The 18123-nt window shown below is 69.9% G+C and carries 13 protein-coding genes and 1 pseudogene; 9 read left to right on the forward strand and 5 right to left on the reverse strand.

The genetic code is table 11. The features are described from left to right. Positions 1-36 precede the first annotated feature (36 nt). Positions 37-2031, forward strand: a complete 1995-nt coding sequence (locus tag AB0I06_RS28600; RefSeq protein WP_363121712.1) for an ATP-dependent DNA helicase — start codon at positions 37-39, stop codon at positions 2029-2031. 136 nt (positions 2032-2167) lie between these two features. Here the strand turns inward: AB0I06_RS28600 and lexA are convergent, their stop codons facing one another. Then, complete coding sequence (gene lexA, locus AB0I06_RS28605) at positions 2168-2947, reverse strand: transcriptional repressor LexA (RefSeq protein WP_030845416.1); 780 nt, start codon at positions 2945-2947, stop codon at positions 2168-2170. A 620-nt stretch (positions 2948-3567) separates the two neighbouring features. Between lexA and nrdR the strand changes: the two genes are divergently transcribed. Continuing rightward, the gene (nrdR, locus tag AB0I06_RS28610; protein WP_363121713.1) at positions 3568-4128 is read left to right on the forward strand and encodes a transcriptional regulator NrdR; all 561 of its coding nucleotides are present in this window, start codon (positions 3568-3570) and stop codon (positions 4126-4128) included. 162 nt (positions 4129-4290) lie between these two features. Then, positions 4291-7182, forward strand: coding sequence for a vitamin B12-dependent ribonucleotide reductase (locus AB0I06_RS28615; RefSeq protein WP_363121714.1), 2892 nt, complete (start codon positions 4291-4293; stop codon positions 7180-7182). Between the two features lie 116 nt (positions 7183-7298). On the opposite strand, the pseudogene AB0I06_RS28620 reads toward AB0I06_RS28615, so the two are convergent. Then, positions 7299-7847 (reverse strand): annotated as a pseudogene (locus AB0I06_RS28620) (TerD family protein); the annotation flags it as partial. A gap of 140 nt (positions 7848-7987) precedes the next feature. Here AB0I06_RS28620 and AB0I06_RS28625 point away from each other — a divergent pair. From AB0I06_RS28625 to AB0I06_RS28635, 3 genes are all read left to right on the forward strand, one after another. Then, positions 7988-8593: a YdbC family protein gene (locus AB0I06_RS28625; RefSeq protein ID WP_363121715.1), complete on the forward strand. Its 606-nt coding sequence runs from the start codon at positions 7988-7990 to the stop codon at positions 8591-8593. A gap of 173 nt (positions 8594-8766) precedes the next feature. Then, the gene (locus AB0I06_RS28630; RefSeq protein ID WP_363121716.1) at positions 8767-9426 is read left to right on the forward strand and encodes a histidine phosphatase family protein; all 660 of its coding nucleotides are present in this window, start codon (positions 8767-8769) and stop codon (positions 9424-9426) included. A gap of 12 nt (positions 9427-9438) precedes the next feature. Then, the gene (locus AB0I06_RS28635) at positions 9439-10344 is read left to right on the forward strand and encodes an ADP-ribosylglycohydrolase family protein (protein WP_363121717.1); all 906 of its coding nucleotides are present in this window, start codon (positions 9439-9441) and stop codon (positions 10342-10344) included. Positions 10345-10711: 367 nt separating this feature from the next. On the opposite strand, the gene AB0I06_RS28640 is transcribed toward AB0I06_RS28635, so the two are convergent. After that, positions 10712-12259: an MFS transporter gene (locus tag AB0I06_RS28640; RefSeq protein WP_363121718.1), complete on the reverse strand. Its 1548-nt coding sequence runs from the start codon at positions 12257-12259 to the stop codon at positions 10712-10714. A gap of 187 nt (positions 12260-12446) precedes the next feature. Between AB0I06_RS28640 and AB0I06_RS28645 the strand changes: the two genes are divergently transcribed. The 3 genes from AB0I06_RS28645 (at position 12447) to AB0I06_RS28655 (ending at position 14594) form a co-directional block, all read left to right on the forward strand. Beyond that, the gene (locus AB0I06_RS28645) at positions 12447-13058 is read left to right on the forward strand and encodes a TetR/AcrR family transcriptional regulator (protein ID WP_363121719.1); all 612 of its coding nucleotides are present in this window, start codon (positions 12447-12449) and stop codon (positions 13056-13058) included. Positions 13059-13194: 136 nt separating this feature from the next. Beyond that, positions 13195-13896, forward strand: a complete 702-nt coding sequence (locus AB0I06_RS28650; protein WP_363121720.1) for a ribonuclease HII — start codon at positions 13195-13197, stop codon at positions 13894-13896. A 68-nt stretch (positions 13897-13964) separates the two neighbouring features. Further along, the gene (locus AB0I06_RS28655; RefSeq protein WP_363121721.1) at positions 13965-14594 is read left to right on the forward strand and encodes a hypothetical protein; all 630 of its coding nucleotides are present in this window, start codon (positions 13965-13967) and stop codon (positions 14592-14594) included. Between the two features lie 345 nt (positions 14595-14939). Here AB0I06_RS28655 and AB0I06_RS28660 read toward each other — a convergent pair whose 3' ends face one another. Both AB0I06_RS28660 and AB0I06_RS28665 read right to left on the reverse strand, forming a co-directional pair. After that, positions 14940-15551, reverse strand: coding sequence for a hypothetical protein (locus AB0I06_RS28660; protein ID WP_363121722.1), 612 nt, complete (start codon positions 15549-15551; stop codon positions 14940-14942). A gap of 313 nt (positions 15552-15864) precedes the next feature. Further along, on the reverse strand, positions 15865-18030 hold the full coding sequence (locus tag AB0I06_RS28665; protein ID WP_363121723.1) for a RecQ family ATP-dependent DNA helicase: 2166 nt from the start codon (positions 18028-18030) through the stop codon (positions 15865-15867). Positions 18031-18123: the final 93 nt, after the last annotated feature.

Below are 18123 nucleotides of genomic sequence, written 5' to 3' on the forward strand. Positions count from 1 at the left end.
CCGTTTGTCAGTGCAGGGTCGTAGGGTGGTCGCGCTATGACGAAGCCCTCACTCCCCGAACTCCTGCATGCCGCCGTCACCGCCGTCGGCGGTACGGAGCGCCCCGGTCAGGTGGCCATGGCCGAAGCCGTCGAGGAAGCCATCGACGACGGCTCCCACCTGCTGGTCCAGGCCGGCACCGGTACCGGAAAGTCGTTGGGCTACCTGGTGCCCGCGCTCGCGCACGGGGAGCGCGTGGTCGTCGCGACCGCCACCCTGGCCCTCCAGCGCCAGCTGGTGGAGCGCGACCTGCCGAGAACGGTCGAGTCGCTGCACCCCTTGCTGCGTCGCCGCCCGGAGTTCGCGATGCTCAAGGGCCGGTCGAACTACCTGTGCCTGCACCGGCTGCACGAGGGCGTCCCGCAGGACGAGGAGGAGGGCCTCTTCGACCAGTTCGAGGCCGCAGCCCCCACCAGCAAGCTGGGTCAGGACCTGCTGCGCGTACGCGACTGGGCCGACGAGACGGAGACCGGTGACCGTGATGACCTCACGCCCGGCATCTCTGACCGCGCCTGGGCGCAGGTGTCGGTGTCGTCGAGGGAGTGTTTGGGCGCCTCGAAGTGCGCGTACGGCGCGGAGTGCTTCGCCGAGATGGCCCGTGAGCGGGCCAAACTCGCAGAGGTCGTCGTCACCAACCACGCGCTGCTCGCCATCGACGCCATCGAGGGCGCCCCGGTCCTCCCGCAGCACGAAGTGCTGATCGTCGACGAGGCGCACGAACTGGTCTCCCGGGTCACCGGCGTCGCGACCGGCGAGCTCACGCCCGGCCAGGTCAACCGCGCGGTGCGCCGGGCCGCGAAGCTCGTCAACGAGAAGGCCGCGGACCAGCTCCAGACCGCAGCCGAGGGTTTCGAGCGGCTCATGGAGCTCGCGCTGCCGGGCCGTCTGGAGGAGATCCCCGAGGACCTCGGGTACGCCCTCATGGCGCTGCGCGACGCGTGCCGCACGGTCATTTCCGCGATCGGCGCGACTCGCGACAAGTCGGTCCAGGACGAGGACGCCGTGCGTAAGCAGGCCCTCGCCTCCGTGGAGAACGTGCACGACGTGGCGGAGCGGATCACGAACGGCTCCGAGTGGGACGTGGTCTGGTACGAGCGCCACGACCGCTTCGGCGCCTCCCTGCGCGTCGCCCCCATGTCCGTCTCGGGGCTGCTGAGGGAGAAGCTGTTCGCGGACCGCTCCGTGGTGCTGACGTCGGCGACGCTCAAGCTGGGCGGCGACTTCAACGGCGTGGGCGCGTCCCTGGGCCTCGCTCCCGAGGGCACCGAAGGCGACGACGTCCCGAAGTGGAAGGGCATCGACGTCGGCTCGCCCTTCGACTACCCCAAGCAGGGCATCCTCTACGTCGCCAAGCACCTGGCGCGGCCCGCGCGGGACGGTGATCGCGCCGACATGCTGGATGAGCTCACCGAGCTGATCCAGGCCGCGGGCGGCCGGACCCTCGGTCTGTTCTCCTCGATGCGCGGTGCCCAGTTGGCGGCTGAGGAGCTGCGTTCCAGGATCCCCGAGTTCCCGATCCTCCTCCAGGGCGAGGAAACGCTCGGCGAGCTCATCAAGAACTTCGCGGCCGACCCGAAGACGTGTCTCTTCGGCACCCTGTCGCTCTGGCAGGGCGTCGACGTCCCCGGCCCGAGCTGCCAGCTGGTCGTCATGGACAAGATCCCGTTCCCGCGGCCGGACGACCCCCTGATGAGCGCCCGGCAGAAGGCCGTGGAGGACGCGGGCGGCAACGGCTTCATGGCGGTCGCCGCCACACACGCCGCGCTCCTCATGGCCCAGGGCGCCGGCCGTCTCGTCAGAGCATCGGGTGACCGCGGTGTGGTCGCCGTCCTGGACCAGCGTCTGGCGACGGCCCGGTACGGCAGCTATCTGAAGGCGTCACTGCCCGACTTCTGGTTCACGACGGACCGCAACCAGGTGCGCAAGTCCCTGGCGGCGATCGACGCGGTCGCCAGGCAGACGGAAGAGGGCCTGAGTCGAGAAGACGGCTGAGCCGCGGGGCGGGTTCCGGGGCGGCCCACGCTCCGCCACCCGCCCCATGGACAGCGCAGGGCCCCGGAACCGGCGCAGGGGTTCCGGGGCCCGGTCTGAGGGCGACCTCGCGGGGCGCCCGACGCGGTGCGCGCTGTCAGACGCGCCGCAGTACGGCGACCACCTTGCCGAGGATGGTCGCGTCGTCGCCGGGGATCGGCTCGTAGGCCGCGTTGTGCGGCAGGAGCCAGACATGGCCGTCCTCGCGCTTGAAACGCTTGACGGTGGCCTCGCCGTCGAGCATCGCGGCCACGATGTCGCCGTTCTCGGCGACCGGCTGGCGGCGCACCGTGACCCAGTCGCCGTCGCAGATCGCGGCCTCGATCATCGAGTCACCGACGACCTTCAGGACGAACAGCTCACCGTCGCCGACGAGCTGGCGGGGGAGGGGGAAGACGTCCTCGACGGACTCCTCGGCGAGGATCGGACCACCGGCGGCGATCCGGCCGACCAGTGGCACGTACGAGGCGGCCGGCTTGCCCGCGGTGTCCGTGGGCTGCACCGAGGCGGCCTGGTCGGAACCGCGCACCTCGTACGCGCGCGGGCGGTGCGGATCACGGCGCAGGAAGCCCTTGCGCTCCAGGGCCATCAGCTGGTGCGCGACGGAGGAGGTGCTGGAAAGGCCGACGGCCTGACCGATCTCCCGCATCGACGGCGGGTAGCCGCGCCGCTGCACGGAATCCCTGATGACCTCGATCACGCGGCGCTGGCGGTCGGTGAGTCCGGAGCTGTCCGCCCGGATGCCGGGAGGTCGGCCCGGCAGGGAGCGCTTGTGCCCCTCAGGGTTCGTGGCTTCGTTCATCGCATGCACCGGCTCCAGTCGGCCCTGGGAGCGGTCCTGGGCAGTAATGGCGGCACTGTCTGCGGTGGTGGTCACGTCGGCCCCTCTCGATGGTCTCCCTGCTGGACAACGGTAGTGGCTTTCGAAAGGTTGCGCCAAACACACGTTCGAGTGAAAAATCGCGAATCATCGGACGCGATCAGGTGTCCGGGTGTATTGGCGGCCGTGCCACCTGGCGGGCAAAAGGGTCCATTGCTGTACTCTTCACCGCCGGGGTGATCGCTCGAGGACTGGTGCCCCAGTCTGCCATCCGGCATTCCCCAGGCCCGGGACCAACCCTCATCTGTGCGGGAGTCCCACGTACCCTCCGCGCGGCGCCCACCGTATCTGCGCATGTGCCGAGGCGATACGGCTGTGCGGAAACGGATGCGGTCGCGTCCCCGCGGACCGTGTCCACGGCGGCGCCTCAGCGGCGGTGCGGGGCCAGTGTGAACCGGCCCGCCCGCGTCACCTGCGCCTACGTGTGCGACACGCGGTAACGGCGTGGATGTATGAGCCAATCCCCACATCTAGTGGTTGGATTGACTCAGCAGCCCAGAAGTTGTGGTCCCCCGGGTCTTGAGGCCCATGGTCATCCCCTATGCTTGGGGCTGCTTCGTGGGGCGCAAGAGGCCCGGCGAGGCTGTTGAGTCTGCTGTGAGGAGGGTTCGGAGTTCATGCACTGCCCCTTCTGCAGGCACCCCGACAGTCGTGTCGTCGACAGCCGTACCACCGACGACGGCACATCCATCCGCAGGCGCCGCCAGTGCCCAGACTGCTCCCGTCGTTTCACGACCGTGGAGACGTGCTCGCTCATGGTGGTGAAGCGGTCCGGAGTCACCGAGCCCTTCAGCCGTACGAAGGTCATCAACGGCGTGCGCAAGGCGTGCCAGGGGCGGCCCGTCACCGAGGACGCGCTCGCCCAGCTCGGCCAGCGGGTCGAGGAGGCGGTGCGGGCCACCGGGAGCGCCGAGCTGACCACCCACGACGTGGGGCTGGCCATCCTCGGCCCGTTGCAGGAGCTCGATCTCGTCGCCTACCTGCGATTCGCCTCGGTCTATCGGGCGTTCGACTCGCTCGACGACTTCGAGGCGGCCATCGAGGAACTCAGGGCGCAGACCGGGCGGGCCGACGCGGACGGTGGAGACCGCGAGGGCGCGGCTGCGGGAAGCCAGGAAGACCACCGCGGGCCCGGAGGGGCGGAACACGTCCCCCAGCCCGCAGGCGCCGCCGACTGACAGGCGGGCCGGACCCGGAAGGCAGCTCCGGGACCGGCCGGACGGCGGCGACATGAAGACCCGTTGCGGGCGATGAGTGAGGGCCCGCAATACCAGACAGAACACCGTGCCACGGGAACAACGGGGCACTTCAGGGCGTTTTCGCCCGTACAGGGAGGCGGCATGACAGAGACGGCGAGCGGTCCGGCACGGAGTTCCCGCGCCAAGAGCGCCAAGGCGAGCAAGGGCCTGCGTGTCGAGCGCATCCACACCACCCCGGGGGTCCACCCCTACGACGAGGTGGCCTGGGAACGCCGTGACGTCGTCATGACCAACTGGCGCGACGGCTCGGTCAACTTCGAGCAGCGTGGCGTCGAGTTCCCCGACTTCTGGTCGGTGAACGCGGTCAACATCGTCACCAGCAAGTACTTCCGCGGTGCCGTGGGCACCCCGCAGCGCGAGACCAGCCTCAAGCAGCTGATCGACCGCATCGTGAAGACGTACCGGAAGGCCGGTGAGGACCACAACTACTTCTCCTCGCCCGCCGACGCGGAGATCTTCGAGCACGAGCTGGCGTACGCCCTCCTGCACCAGATCTTCAGCTTCAACAGCCCTGTCTGGTTCAACGTCGGCACCAAGCAGCCCCAGCAGGTCTCCGCCTGCTTCATCCTGTCCGTCGACGACTCCATGGAGTCGATCCTCGACTGGTACAAGGAAGAGGGCATGATCTTCAAGGGCGGCTCCGGCGCCGGACTGAACCTCTCCCGGATCCGCTCCTCCAAGGAGCTGCTGTCCTCCGGCGGCAACGCCTCCGGTCCCGTCTCCTTCATGCGCGGCGCCGACGCCTCCGCAGGAACGATCAAGTCCGGTGGCGCCACCCGCCGCGCCGCCAAGATGGTCGTCCTCGATGTGGACCACCCGGACATCGAGGACTTCATCGAGACGAAGGTCAAAGAAGAGGAGAAGATCCGCGTCCTGCGCGACGCGGGCTTCGACATGGACCTGGGCGGCGACGACATCACGTCCGTCCAGTACCAGAACGCCAACAACTCGGTCCGCGTGAACGACGAGTTCATGAAGGCGGTCGAGCAGGGCGGCCAGTTCGGGCTGCGCGGCCGGATGACCGGCGAGGTCATTGAGGAGGTCGACGCCAAGGCGCTCTTCCGCAAGATCGCCGAGGCCGCCTGGGCCTGCGCCGACCCCGGCATCCAGTACGACGACACCATCAACACCTGGCACACCTGCCCCGAGTCCGGCCGGATCACCGCGTCGAACCCGTGCAGCGAGTACATGCACCTGGACAACACGTCCTGCAACCTGGCCTCGCTGAACCTGATGAAGTTCCTCAAGGACGACAGCAAGGGCAACCAGTCCTTCGAGGCCGAGCGTTTCCAGAAGGTCGTCGAGCTGGTCATCACCGCGATGGACATCTCCATCTGCTTCGCGGACTTCCCGACGCAGAAGATCGGCGAGAACACGCGCGCGTTCCGCCAGCTCGGCATCGGCTACGCCAACCTCGGCGCCCTGCTGATGGCCACCGGTCACGCCTACGACTCCGACGGCGGTCGCGCCCTCGCCGGCGCCATCACCTCCCTGATGACCGGCACGGCCTACCGCCGCTCCGCCGAGCTCGCCTCGGTGGTCGGCCCGTACGACGGCTACGCCCGCAACGCGGACGCCCACAAGCGCGTCATGAAGCAGCACTCCGACGCCAACGACAAGGCCGTCCGCATGGACGACCTCGACACCCCGGTGTGGGCCGCCGCCAGCGAGGCCTGGGGCGATGTCCTGCGCCTGGGCGAGAAGAACGGTTTCCGTAACTCGCAGGCGTCCGTGCTGGCCCCGACCGGCACCATCGGTCTCGCCATGTCCTGCGACACCACCGGTGTCGAGCCCGACCTCGCGCTGGTCAAGTTCAAGAAGCTCGTCGGCGGCGGCTCGATGCAGATCGTCAACGGCACCGTGCCGCAGGCCCTGCGCCGCCTCGGTTACCTCGAGGAGCAGATCGAGGCGATCGTCGCCCACATCGCCGAGAACGGCAACGTGATCGACGCGCCGGGCCTCAAGCCCGAGCACTACGAGGTGTTCGACTGCGCCATGGGCGAGCGGGCCATCTCCCCGATGGGCCACGTCCGCATGATGGCCGCGATCCAGCCGTGGATCTCCGGCGCCATCTCCAAGACGGTCAACATGCCGGAGACGGCGACCGTCGAGGAGGTCGAGGAGATCTACTTCGAGGCCTGGAAGCTGGGCGTCAAGGCCCTCGCGATCTACCGCGACAACTGCAAGGTCGGCCAGCCCCTCTCCGCCAAGACCAAGGAGAAGGAGAAGGCGGAGATCACCGAGAAGGCCGAGGAGACGATCCGTACCGCGGTCGAGAAGGTCGTCGAGTACCGCCCGGTCCGCAAGCGCCTCCCGAAGGGACGTCCCGGCATCACCACGTCCTTCACCGTCGGTGGCGCCGAGGGCTACATGACCGCCAACTCCTACCCGGACGACGGTCTCGGTGAGGTCTTCCTGAAGATGTCCAAGCAGGGCTCGACCCTCGCGGGCATGATGGACGCCTTCTCCATCGCGGTCTCCGTCGGCCTCCAGTACGGCGTGCCGCTGGAGACGTACGTCTCGAAGTTCACCAACATGCGCTTCGAGCCGGCCGGCATGACGGACGACCCGGACGTGCGGATGGCGCAGTCGATCGTCGACTACATCTTCCGCCGCCTGGCGCTGGACTTCCTGCCCTTCGAGACGCGCTCCGCGCTCGGCATCCACTCCGCCGAGGAGCGCCAGCGTCACCTGGAGACCGGTTCCTACGAGCCGTCCGACGACGAGGTCGATGTCGAGGGTCTGGCCCAGTCGGCGCCGCGCGCCCAGGAGCTGAAGGCCGTTTCCGCTCCGAAGGCGGAGGAGGCGGCCAAGCCCGCCCCGCAGCAGGCCCACACCAGCGCCGAACTGGTGGAGATGCAGCTGGGCATCCAGGCCGACGCCCCGCTGTGCTTCTCCTGCGGCACGAAGATGCAGCGCGCCGGTTCCTGCTACATCTGCGAGGGCTGCGGCTCGACCAGCGGCTGCAGCTGACGCCGAGCGCCTGAGCCGATGACGGAGGGGCACCACCCGCGGGTGGTGCCCCTCTCGTCGTGTCCACCGCGGTGTCGACGATCCGCGCCTCTTCGGGGACGCGCCGCGGGCGAGGTTCAGGCGCGCCGCGCCGCACCCATCGTCCTGGCGAAGTCCACGGGATCGCCCTCGAATCCGCGGAGGCCGGCATGGAAGCTCCAGGGGCCGGAGCCCTCCCGGGCGAACTCGGCGAGCGTCGCCGCCGTCGCCCCGAGGACACCTCCGAAGTCGTCCTCGGCCAGGACGGTGTACCCCTCCCGGATGCGCAGTCCGGGGTTGCGCACGCTGACGAAGGTGCGCTCGGCCGGGTGCTGCTGTATGACGACACCGACCACCACGCGCGCGTAGCGGACGTCGAGCCGGTCGAGTTCGAGCGTCATGACTTCGTCGTAGCCGAAGCCCTGACCGTCCTTGCTGTCCCGGTTGAGCGTGATGGTGCCGTCGGGGGAGCGACGGTCGAAGTGCACCAGGTACGCCGGGTCGCCGTGCGGATCGTCCGCCTGGTAGGTCGCCGCGACCAGGTCCAGGTCGGTGGACGGTTGCCCGGCCGGGCTGGGATCCCACCGCACCGCGATCTCGACCTTGCGAAGCCCCTTGTTGAGCCCGTCCACCGAAGTCCCCTTCCCCGTACCGACCCGTCCGTCGACCCCAACTGCGCGGCGTCCACGACTGTTTGTCCATCCTGCCACGCGCGAGGGTGCACCCGTGGGGGAGCGGTCCAGCCGAGAGTGACCGACGCCACGCGCCATGGCCTTACCATGGCGCGGTGCTGGTCAAGTGGATTCGCTGCACCGTGGTGGACCGCCGCGGTTTCGAGCGGGGGCAGCGGAAGTGGGCGGGGCTTCTGGGGGAGCCGGGATTTCGCGGACAGGGGGGTGGCTGGAGCCGGGGGCGGCCGGATGTGGCGCACATCTTCGCGTTCTGGGAGAGCCGTGCCTTCTACGACTCCTTCATGGCCCGCTCCCACGACCGGCTCGCGTCGGCCCAGGCGGGCACGTTCAAAAACGCCCAGGTCAGGCTCTTCGACTACCGCTTCGACGTGAAGACCGGTTTCGAGCCGCGCTTCACCGACGCCGACCTGCTGCGCGTGGCGCTCTGCCGCGTTCACGAGGAGCGAGCCGAGCACTTCGTGCTGATGCAGGAGAAGGTCTGGAACCCGGCGATGGCCGGCTCGCCCGGCATGGTGCGCGGGCTGTTCGGGGAGGCACCGGGGAACGAGTTCCTGGTGCTGTCCATGTGGCGGTCGGCCGCGGAACACGGCAAGTACCGCACCGAACGCGTGGAACGGCTTGCCCTGAGGGCCCAGACGGAGGCGGATGTCGCGGCGCTCACCGGCGACGTCGTGGACATGGAGATGAGCTGGACGGTCTGATTCCGCCCGGCGGCGGATGCTCCGGATGCCCGACTCGGAGTGTCTCCGGGCGGCAGGGGTCCGGCCGGAGGAGGGTGCGACCGCGTGCTCCCTGGTGCGGGTTTCGTGTGACCTACGCTGTATGGGTGGGGTGGGAGTGCTCAGCGAACCCTCACCCGATCTAGGGTCTTGGCATGGCACGACCACGGCGCATCGTCCTTGTCCGGCACGGCGAGTCGACGGGCAATGTCGATGACTCCGTCTACGAGCGCGAACCCGACCACGCCCTGGCGCTGACCGAGCGCGGCCGGCGGCAGGCGGAGGCGACGGGCGAGCAGCTGCGCGAGCTCTTCGGCGACGAGCACGTCAGCGTGTACGTCTCCCCCTACCGTCGTACGCACGAGACCCTGCGCGCTTTCCACCTCGACCCCGGACTCATACGGGTACGTGAGGAACCCCGGCTGCGTGAGCAGGACTGGGGCAACTGGCAGGACCGGGACGAGGTCCGTCTCCAGAAGGCCTACCGGGACGCGTACGGCCACTTCTTCTACCGTTTCGCCCAGGGTGAGTCCGGCGCCGACGTCTACGACCGGGTCGGCGGCTTCCTGGAGAGCCTGTTCCGCAGTTTCGAGGACCCCGACCACCCGCCGAACGTCCTCATCGTCACCCACGGTCTGGCCATGCGGCTGTTCTGCATGCGGTGGTTCCACTGGACGGTCGCGGAGTTCGAGTCGCTGTCGAACCCGGGGAACGGCGAGGTGCGGATGCTCGTTCTGGGGGACGACGGCAAGTACACGCTTGACCGGCCTTTCGACCGCTGGCGAGATCCCGAGCCGTACGGGATCACCGGATAGAGTGGCAGGGCGATGACCGCTGATTCCTCCCCCGACGTGCGCTTGGACCGCGCCCTGGCCTGCCTGCGCGGACTGTCCGTCGGGGACGCCCTGGGCTCCCAGTACTTCGTTCCGGTGAACTACCCGCTGCTCAAGCGCCGCGAGGTGCCCACCGGAGTCTGGCAGTGGACGGACGACACGGAGATGGCCGGCTCGGTCGTCGCCGTCCTGGCCGCCCACCACCGCATCGACCAGGACGCCCTCGCCCACTCCTTCGCCGAGCATCACGACTTCGACCGGGGCTACGGCCCTGCCGTCAACCGTCTGCTGCGGCTCGTCCGGGAGGGCGGCGACTGGCGGGAACTCGCCGCCGCCCTCTTCAAGGGGCAGGGGTCCTGGGGCAACGGCGCGGCGATGCGGATCGCCCCGCTGGGCGCCTGGTACGCGGACGATCCCGAGCAGGCGACCCACCAGGCCGAGATCTCGGCCTACACCACGCACCAGCACCGCGAGGCCGTGGTCGGGGCCATGGCCGTCGCCGCGGCCGCCGCGTTCGCCGCCGCCCCGGACGGACCGCCCGGAGCCGGAGCCCTCCTCGACGGAGTCATCGATCTGGTACCGAAGAGCGCCGTGGGCGCCGGCCTGCGCCGAGCCCGGGACATGCTCGACTACGGCGATCCGGGCACGGTCGCGGCGGTGCTGGGGTGCGGACGGCGTACGACCGCCCACGACACGGTGCCCTTCGCCCTCTGGTCGGCGGCGAGAAGCCTCGGCGACTACGAGCAGGCGTTCTGGACGACCGCCCAGGTCGGCGGGGATGTCGACACCACCTGCGCCATCGTCGGCGGCGTGATCGCTGCCTCGAAGGCGGGGACACCGCCCGCCGAGTGGATCGAGCGGACGGAGCCGCTGCCGGACTGGGTGCCCAGGTCGGCTTGAGTACCGGAGTCTTCGGTGTTTTCGGAACTCTCCGTATATCTCGGGAACTCTCCGTGACCGGCCGTCCGTTGTCCCGACATCCGCTGTGTGAGCCGAGAGGCTTCGGACACGCCGGAGGTCGTGCCGGGCGCGAAAATGGGGGTGGTGGCTGGTCATGGAGGTTCTGTTCGCGGTTCTGATCCCATGGATGGGCGTTGTCGCGCACCGTGCCGGGCGGCTGTGGGCCGCTGGTGTGGCGCCCTCGCCTTCCGTCGCCCGCCTTCGCCCCGGCTCTGTCCCGCTCTCCGTGAACCGGCCGGGCGACCGCCGGCGGGTCTCCGGTGTACCCGCCTGCGAGCCGCCGCAGCCGCTTCACGGTGCTCTCGTGTCAGCCGAGGCCCGGTCCGGCCGAACCGGAGAGTGCCTCAAGGTCGCTTGCGCGGACTCGGATCACCAGCCAGGCCGTCGCCAGTGCGAGGACGGCCATCGCGGCGGCCGGGATGAAGGCCGTCGAGATGCCGTGGGCCAGCACCTCGTGCCCCCACGGAGCGGGCAGCTGATGCGTCCTGGCGAACTCCGCCTTCTGTTCCGCGGACCCGTCGGCCATGAACTGCGGCAGCTGCTTCTCCGCCTCGTCCTTGGTCGCCGTGCCGAAGACCGTCGTCAGGATGGACAGGCCCAGCGATCCGCCCACTTGCTGTGTCGTGTTGAGCAACCCGGAGGCCGCTCCCGCCTCGTGCGGGGCGACCCCGGAGACCGCGGTGAGGGTCAGGGTCACGAAGTTCAGCCCCATGCCGAAGCCGAACACCAGCATCGGGCCGAGGACACCGCCGACGTACGAGCTGTCGGAGCTGATCAGTGCCTGCCAGGCCAGTCCGATCATGGCGAGCGCGGAGCCCGTGAGCATGAAGGGCTTGGGGCCGAGTACCGGCAGGAACCGCTGCGACAGCCCCGCGCCGAGCGCGATCACGACGGTCACCGGCAGGAAGGCGAGCCCCGCCTCGATCGGGCTGTATCCGAGCACGTTCTGCACGAACAGCACGATGTAGAAGAACATGCCGAACATCGCCGCGGCGAGGCTCAGCATGATCACGTAAGTGCCCGAGCGGTTGCGGTCGGCGAACATCCGCAGCGGCGTGATCGGCTCCTTGGCCCTGGACTCGATGATTCCGAAGGCCAGCAGCAGCACCACGGCGGCGACGAAGGATCCGATGGTGAGACTGTCCCGCCATCCCTCGTCCGCGGCGCGGATGAAGCCGTAGACCAGGGACGCCATGCCGGCGGTCGAGGTCACCGCACCCGCGATGTCGAAACGACCGCTGTGCCGCTCGGACTCACTGATGTACAGCGGGGTGAGCACGGCTATCAGCACCCCGATCGGCACGTTCACGAACAGCACCCAGCGCCAGTCGAGCCACTCGGTGAGCATGCCGCCGGCGAGCAGACCGATGGCGCCGCCACCCGCGGAGACCGCGGCGAAGACACCGAAGGCCCGGTTGCGCTCCGGACCCTCGGGGAACGTGGTGGTGATGAGCGCAAGCGACGTGGGCGAGGCGATCGCGCCTCCCACCCCCTGAAGCACCCGGGCGGCCAGCAGCTGCCAGGGCTCCTGGGCGAGGCCGCCCAGCAGCGAGGCGAAGGTGAACAGCAGGATGCCGGTCATGAAGACCCGGCGTCGCCCGAGGATGTCGCCGGCTCGGCCGCCGAGGAGAAGCAGGCCGCCGAAGGTGAGTGTGTAGGAGCTGACGACCCAGGTGAGGTCGGTGGTGCTGAACTCGAGCGCGTCTTGAATGTGCGGGAGTGCGATGTTCACAATCGTCGCGTCGAGCACCACCATGAGTTGGCAGGCCGCGATCACGGTGAGCGCGATGCCGGGGCGTCCCTCCCGGCGTGCCGCGCCTGGCTTTCGATCTTGGAGCAATGGAGAGGTTGTCACGATGAGTCCCCCACGACTGAATTAGTGAACGCTGGCGTTCACTGCCGGGTCAACGGTAGTGACCCCTCGACAGTGAACGCAAGCGTTCACTCGTGGCGTCGTCGTTCGGTACGTCCCCCTGTGTGGCCGTCCGGCGCGTCCCCCATCCCCGGAATGCCCGCTTCCTCTGTTCGTTGGAGAGAGTCAGATGGTTACCCCCAGCTGGGCGGATGCCCCCGCTCAGACGCCCGCCCGCCGCCGCGGCGCGGTACTGGAACGCGCGATCCTGGAGGCCGCGTTGGATCAACTCAGCACGGTCGGCTGGAGCGGCCTGACGATGGAGGGGGTCGCCGTCGGCGCCCAGACGGGTAAGGCGGCGGTCTACCGGCGCTGGCCGTCCAAGGAGGACCTGGTCGCCGACGCCCTGCGCGCCGGGCTGCCGCAGTTCGACGCGGCCCCGGACGAAGGAGGGGTGCGTGAGGATCTTTTGGTGCTGTGTCTGCGCGCCCGCGACGCGATGTTCTCCCGTCCGGGTCTCGCGCTTCGCTCGGTGATTCACGAGTGCGACACGGCGCAAGCGGAACGCTTCCATGGCGTGATCTTCGAGGGAGTCGTGGAGCCCACCATGAAGATGCTGCGGGAAGTCGTCGAACGGGGGATCAAGCGAGGCGAGGTGCGCCCCGAGGCGGCGAACGGCTATGTCTTCGACGCCGTGCCGGCCATGATGATGTATCGCTCCAAGATGTGCGGCTGTGAATGGGAGGATCATCAAGTCGAGGAGATGATCGACCAGTTGATGGTTCCGCTGCTGCGGGCCTGAGGGGTGCGGCGCTCGGGCCGAGGGTGTCCGCCGCTCCGGTCGGCCGGAGCTCCGCGGAAGCTCGCCGAGGCCGCGACGCCGTCGGTGTGGACCGGGGTGTCGCGGGCGGTTCCGGGCGGCGTAATCTAGGGGCGCCATGCCGTACGAACCGCCTACTCACACCGTCGAGCGCTCCCTTCGCGCTACGACCGGAGCGAAGATCGTTGCAGGTGTCGACGAGGTGGGCCGCGGCGCTTGGGCCGGTCCCGTCACCGTCTGCGCGGCGATCACCGGACTGCGTCGGCCGCCCGACGGGCTCACGGACTCCAAGCTGCTCACCATCAAGCGACGCACCGCCCTCGCCGAGGAACTGCGGACCTGGGTGACCTCGTTCGCTCTCGGACACGCCTCCCCGGAGGAGATAGACGCCATGGGGATGACGGCCGCGCTGCGGCTCGCGGCGGAGCGTGCGCTGGATGCCCTGCCGGTCCGGCCCGACGCGGTCATCCTCGACGGCAAGCACGATTACCTCGGTGCCCCTTGGCGGGTCCGTACGGTGATCAAGGGAGACCAGTCCTGCGTGGCCGTCGCCGCGGCCTCGGTGATCGCCAAGGTCCAGCGCGACAAAATGATGGCCGAACTGGGTATCGACCATGCAGACTTCGGTTTTGCGGACAACGCCGGGTATCCATCCCCCGTGCACAAGGCCGCACTGGCGGAGCGGGGCCCCACCCCCTACCACCGCTTGTCGTGGGCGTATCTTGATGCGCTGCCCCAGTGGCGGCACCTCAAGAAGGCCCGCAGTTGGGCGGACGCAAGCGTTCCGGAGATCGAGGGTCAGCTCGGCTTCGATTTCTGACGGTTACGTTCGCGCACATGCGCCACCCGCCGATGCGGGCCGTACTAACGTTTGATTAATATCAGCTCATGCCTCTCATTCCCGAGGAGCCTCAGATTCACGAGAGTGCCCAGGGTCCCCGCGCCACTCCGGCCAGTGGCCGTATCGCGCCGACCCCCCGTCCCGTACCCGGCCCCCGTCCCGCGGCTCCGTCGCGTCCCGGTCGTCCCGGCCCTCTGCGGCCGGCGCCGCCGGTGCAGCGTGCGCCGCGTGAGGTGGCCGCCGAGCCCGCTCCGTCGGGTCCCGCAGCCGGTGCCGCCGCTCCGGTCACTCCGCAGATCCAGCTGATCCCGGCTTCCGTGGAAGGCGCGCTCGACGCCGCCGAGGAGGCCGTGGACCTGCTGCTGGACTCCGGTCGTGCACCCGGAGACGTCCTGGTGATCACGACCGGAGAACAGCACCCGTGGGCCGCCCACGAGCTGTCGTTCGGTGAAGCCTCCTACTGGGCCCAGCACGACGCCGGCGACGACGTCTTCTACACGGACGCCGGTATCGCGGCCCGCGCCGCGTCGCGTCCGGTGGTCGTGGTCGCCGTCAACGGCGGACCCGAGGCCGCAGCCGTGAGCGCCCTGTCCCTGGCCCACTCCCGGGCCGGTGCCCTGCTGATCGTCTGCGGAGACCCGCAGCGCATCAACTCGGTGCTGGGCGCGGGCGTCTGAGCCGGTGTCCCAGCGCCCGGCAGGGCGCTGGGGAATCACATCGCAACCGCTGACGCGGTTCTGCACAGCGGGCGATTCACCATGCCGGAAGGGCCGAAAGCCGTGACCACACCGGGGCTTCGGGCCGGTTGTGCAGCGCTTCGTGGCTGTCCCCGACCGCCGCGCCCACGGCGTCCCGGGCGGTGCGTGATCACGTCGGTGGGGTACCCCTGGGTACCTGGCCCTGTGGTCGTCCGCGACGTTGAGCCGAGGTGTCCGGTCCGGCTGTCCGCCCGGGAACCGTGGCGTGCCATGGGGTGGTGCGCGGTCCCGTCCCGGACCTGTGGGGAACGGCCGGTCCAGGACTCAGCGTGCCGCCGCCGCGCGGCGCAGTACCTCGGAGGCCCCGCCGGTGCGCGGTATAGGGGGCGGTGCCTCCGACGTGGCGAACGGCTCCGGTGCCGAGGCCGAGTGAGGGCGGCGTCCGCCGCGCCCCTCACCGAGAACCTGCCAGCCGTCACGGGTCAGCGTGATGTACGCCCCGCAGCGCAACCCGTGCAGGGTGCACGCGTCACGCAGCCCCCACATCCACGCGCCGTCCTCCTCCGTCCAACGCGCGTCGCCCTCGCGGCAGTAGAGCAGCACCGCTGTGCGCACCGGCGTGCGGCGGCGCAGATCGTGCGGAATGACCCGGCGTAGCTGTGCGAGCAGCGCGTTGCGGAACATCCAGCCGTCGGCCGGTGCCGGACGGCGCACGAACGAGGCGCTCGCGCACAGCCGTTCATCAGGGTCGAGCACGGCCACGACGGCGGTCGCCGGCTGCGGGTGGTGCCGGGCGTGCAGTCCGCTGACGATCTCGCGGGGGCTGCGCAGGAGTGGGATCCCGGCGGCGGCCCATTCCGCGGGTTCGAGCAAGCGGTTGGCGGAAGCGGCGGACGTCGACGCCGCTGCCGAGGCCGGAGCGAATCCGAAGGTCACGGTCCTCCCTTCGGCTACGCGCCCACACTGCGGGCGGGGTCGGATTCCTGGGAGCGCGCACCGCAGCGAAGCCCTGCCGGAGCTGGCGGACGAGCCGTGCGGGAGCGGACTTCAATTCTTCCTGTCGAACTTGATTGCGGCAACGAGCAATTGAGGCAGCCGACCGTTATCAGATGATGCGCGGCTAATATCCCCACCCTGTGTGTCGCCGGACCACCCATGGGGCGTTCGAGCCCGACACGTTCGTACGCCATGGGGGTGCGCGGCGTCCAGAGGTGCGCGCCGGGGCAGCCGCCACGAGCCGGGCGCGCCGTCAGCCCTGCACGGCCAGGACCAGCGGCAACACCCCCTGCGCACCGGCACGTCGGAGCATGCGCGCCGCCACTGCGAGGGTCCAGCCGGTCTCCGTGTAGTCGTCCACGAGGAGGACCGGGCCCCGAGCCTCGGCGAGAGCGGACGCGAGGGCGGGCGGCACGGCCAGGGCCCCGTCGAGTGCCTTGAGCCGCTGGGCGCTGTTGCTCCGGGAGCCCGGGTAGGCGTCGCCGGCGTACTCGACGGCGCCCAGCAACGGGAGCCGGCCGATCTCCGCGATGCGCGTCCCCAAAGAGTTGATCAACTGCGGGCGGGTGCGGGAGGAGATCGTGACGACACCGGCCGGGCGGGGCTGGGCGTCCGGCACTCCCGGAGCCCAGCCGCCGGGGCCCTTCGCCCAGTCGGCCAGCACCCCCACCACTGCTTTGGCCACGTCGTCGGGCACTGGCCCGTCGGGGGCCTGGGGCGAGAGCATGGGCCGCAGCCGGTTGCCCCAGCCGATGTCCGAAAGGCGTCCCAGGGCGCGTCCCGGTGCGGCTTGTTCACCGGCAGGGATGCGTCCCTTGAGGTCCACCCCGATCGCCGGCAGGCCGGTGGGCCACATCCGTCGGGGCTCGACCTCGACGCCTGCTCTGCCCAGGTCCGTGCGCGCGGCGTCGAGCGCCTCCTCGGAGGTGTCGGCCGCGAAGCGCGGACCGGCGCAGTTGTCGCACCGGCCGCACGGCTTGGCGGCCTCGTCGTCCAGTTGGCGTTGCAGGAACTCCATCCGGCATTCGGTCGTCGACGCGTACGCGCGCATCGCCTGCTGCTCGGCCTCGCGCTGACGCGCCACCCACGCATACCGCTCGGCGTCGTACGACCACGGCTGCCCGGTCGCGATCCAGCCGCCCTTGACCCGCTTCACCGCCCCGTCCACGTCGAGGACCTTGAGCATCGTCTCCAGGCGGGAGCGGCGCAGCTCCACCAGCGGCTCCAGCGCGGGCAGGGACAGCGGCTTCTGCGCGTGCGCGAGGGTGTCGAGCGTGCGGCGCACCAGGTCTTCGGAAGGGAAGGCGAGCGACGCGAAGTACGTCCAGATCGCCTCGTCCTCCTTGCCCGGGAGCAGGAGCACCTCGGCGTGCTCCACCCCGCGTCCCGCGCGGCCCACCTGCTGGTAGTAGGCGATGGGGGAGGAGGGCGAGCCCAGATGCACCACGAAGCCCAGGTCGGGCTTGTCGAAGCCCATGCCGAGTGCGGAGGTGGCGACCAGGGCCTTCACCTTGTTGGCGAGCAGGTCCTCCTCGGCCTGCTGACGATCGGCGTTCTCCGTCTTGCCGGTGTACGAAGCGACCGTGTGCCCGCGCTGCCGGAGGAAGGCGGTGACCTCCTCGGCGGCGGCCACGGTGAGGGTGTAGATGATTCCGGAGCCCGGCAGATCGTCGAGGTGCTCGGCGAGCCAGGCCATCCGGTGCGCGGCATCCGACAGCCGCAGCACACTCAAGGACAGGCTGTCCCGGTCGAGCGGGCCACGCAGCACGAGGGCGTCCGTGCCGCCGCCGGTGCCGAGCTGTTCGGCGACGTCGGCCGTCACACGCGCGTTGGCCGTGGCGGTGGTCGCGAGCACCGGCACACCGGGTGGGAGATCGGCGAGCATCGTGCGCAGCCTGCGGTAGTCCGGCCGGAAGTCGTGGCCCCAGTCGGAGATGCAGTGCGCCTCGTCCACCACCAGCAGACCGGTGGCGGCCGCGAGGCGGGGGAGCACCTGGTCCCGGAAATCCGGGTTGTTGAGCCGTTCGGGGCTCACCAGCAGGACGTCCACCTCGCCCGCCGCGATCTCGGCCTGAACGGCATCCCACTCCTCGGTGTTGGAGGAGTTGATGGTGCGGGCGTGGATGCCGGCCCGAGCCGCCGCCTCCACCTGGTTTCGCATGAGCGCGAGCAGCGGGGAGACGATCACCGTCGGACCGCTGCCCCGCGCCCGCAGCAGCGAGGTCGCCACGAAGTACACCGCGGACTTTCCCCAGCCGGTGCGCTGGACGACCAGGGCACGGCGCTTGTCGGCGACCAGCGCCTCGATCGCCCGCCACTGGTCCTCGCGCAGCCGTGCCTTGCCCGAGACGTCCCCGACGAGACGGGTGAGGACCGCGTCGGCCGCCGCCCGGAGTTCCGCGTTGTTCGTGTGCTCCATGCGACCCATACAACAGGACGGCTCTGACATTCGGAGCGGCGTACCGAGAGCTGTGGACACGTCGGGCCCTGGGTGACGTGTCCCTGATCGGAC

The organism is Streptomyces sp. NPDC050674 (genome assembly GCF_040654575.1).
In the GTDB taxonomy this organism is placed as follows: Bacteria; Actinomycetota; Actinomycetes; order Streptomycetales; family Streptomycetaceae; genus Streptomyces.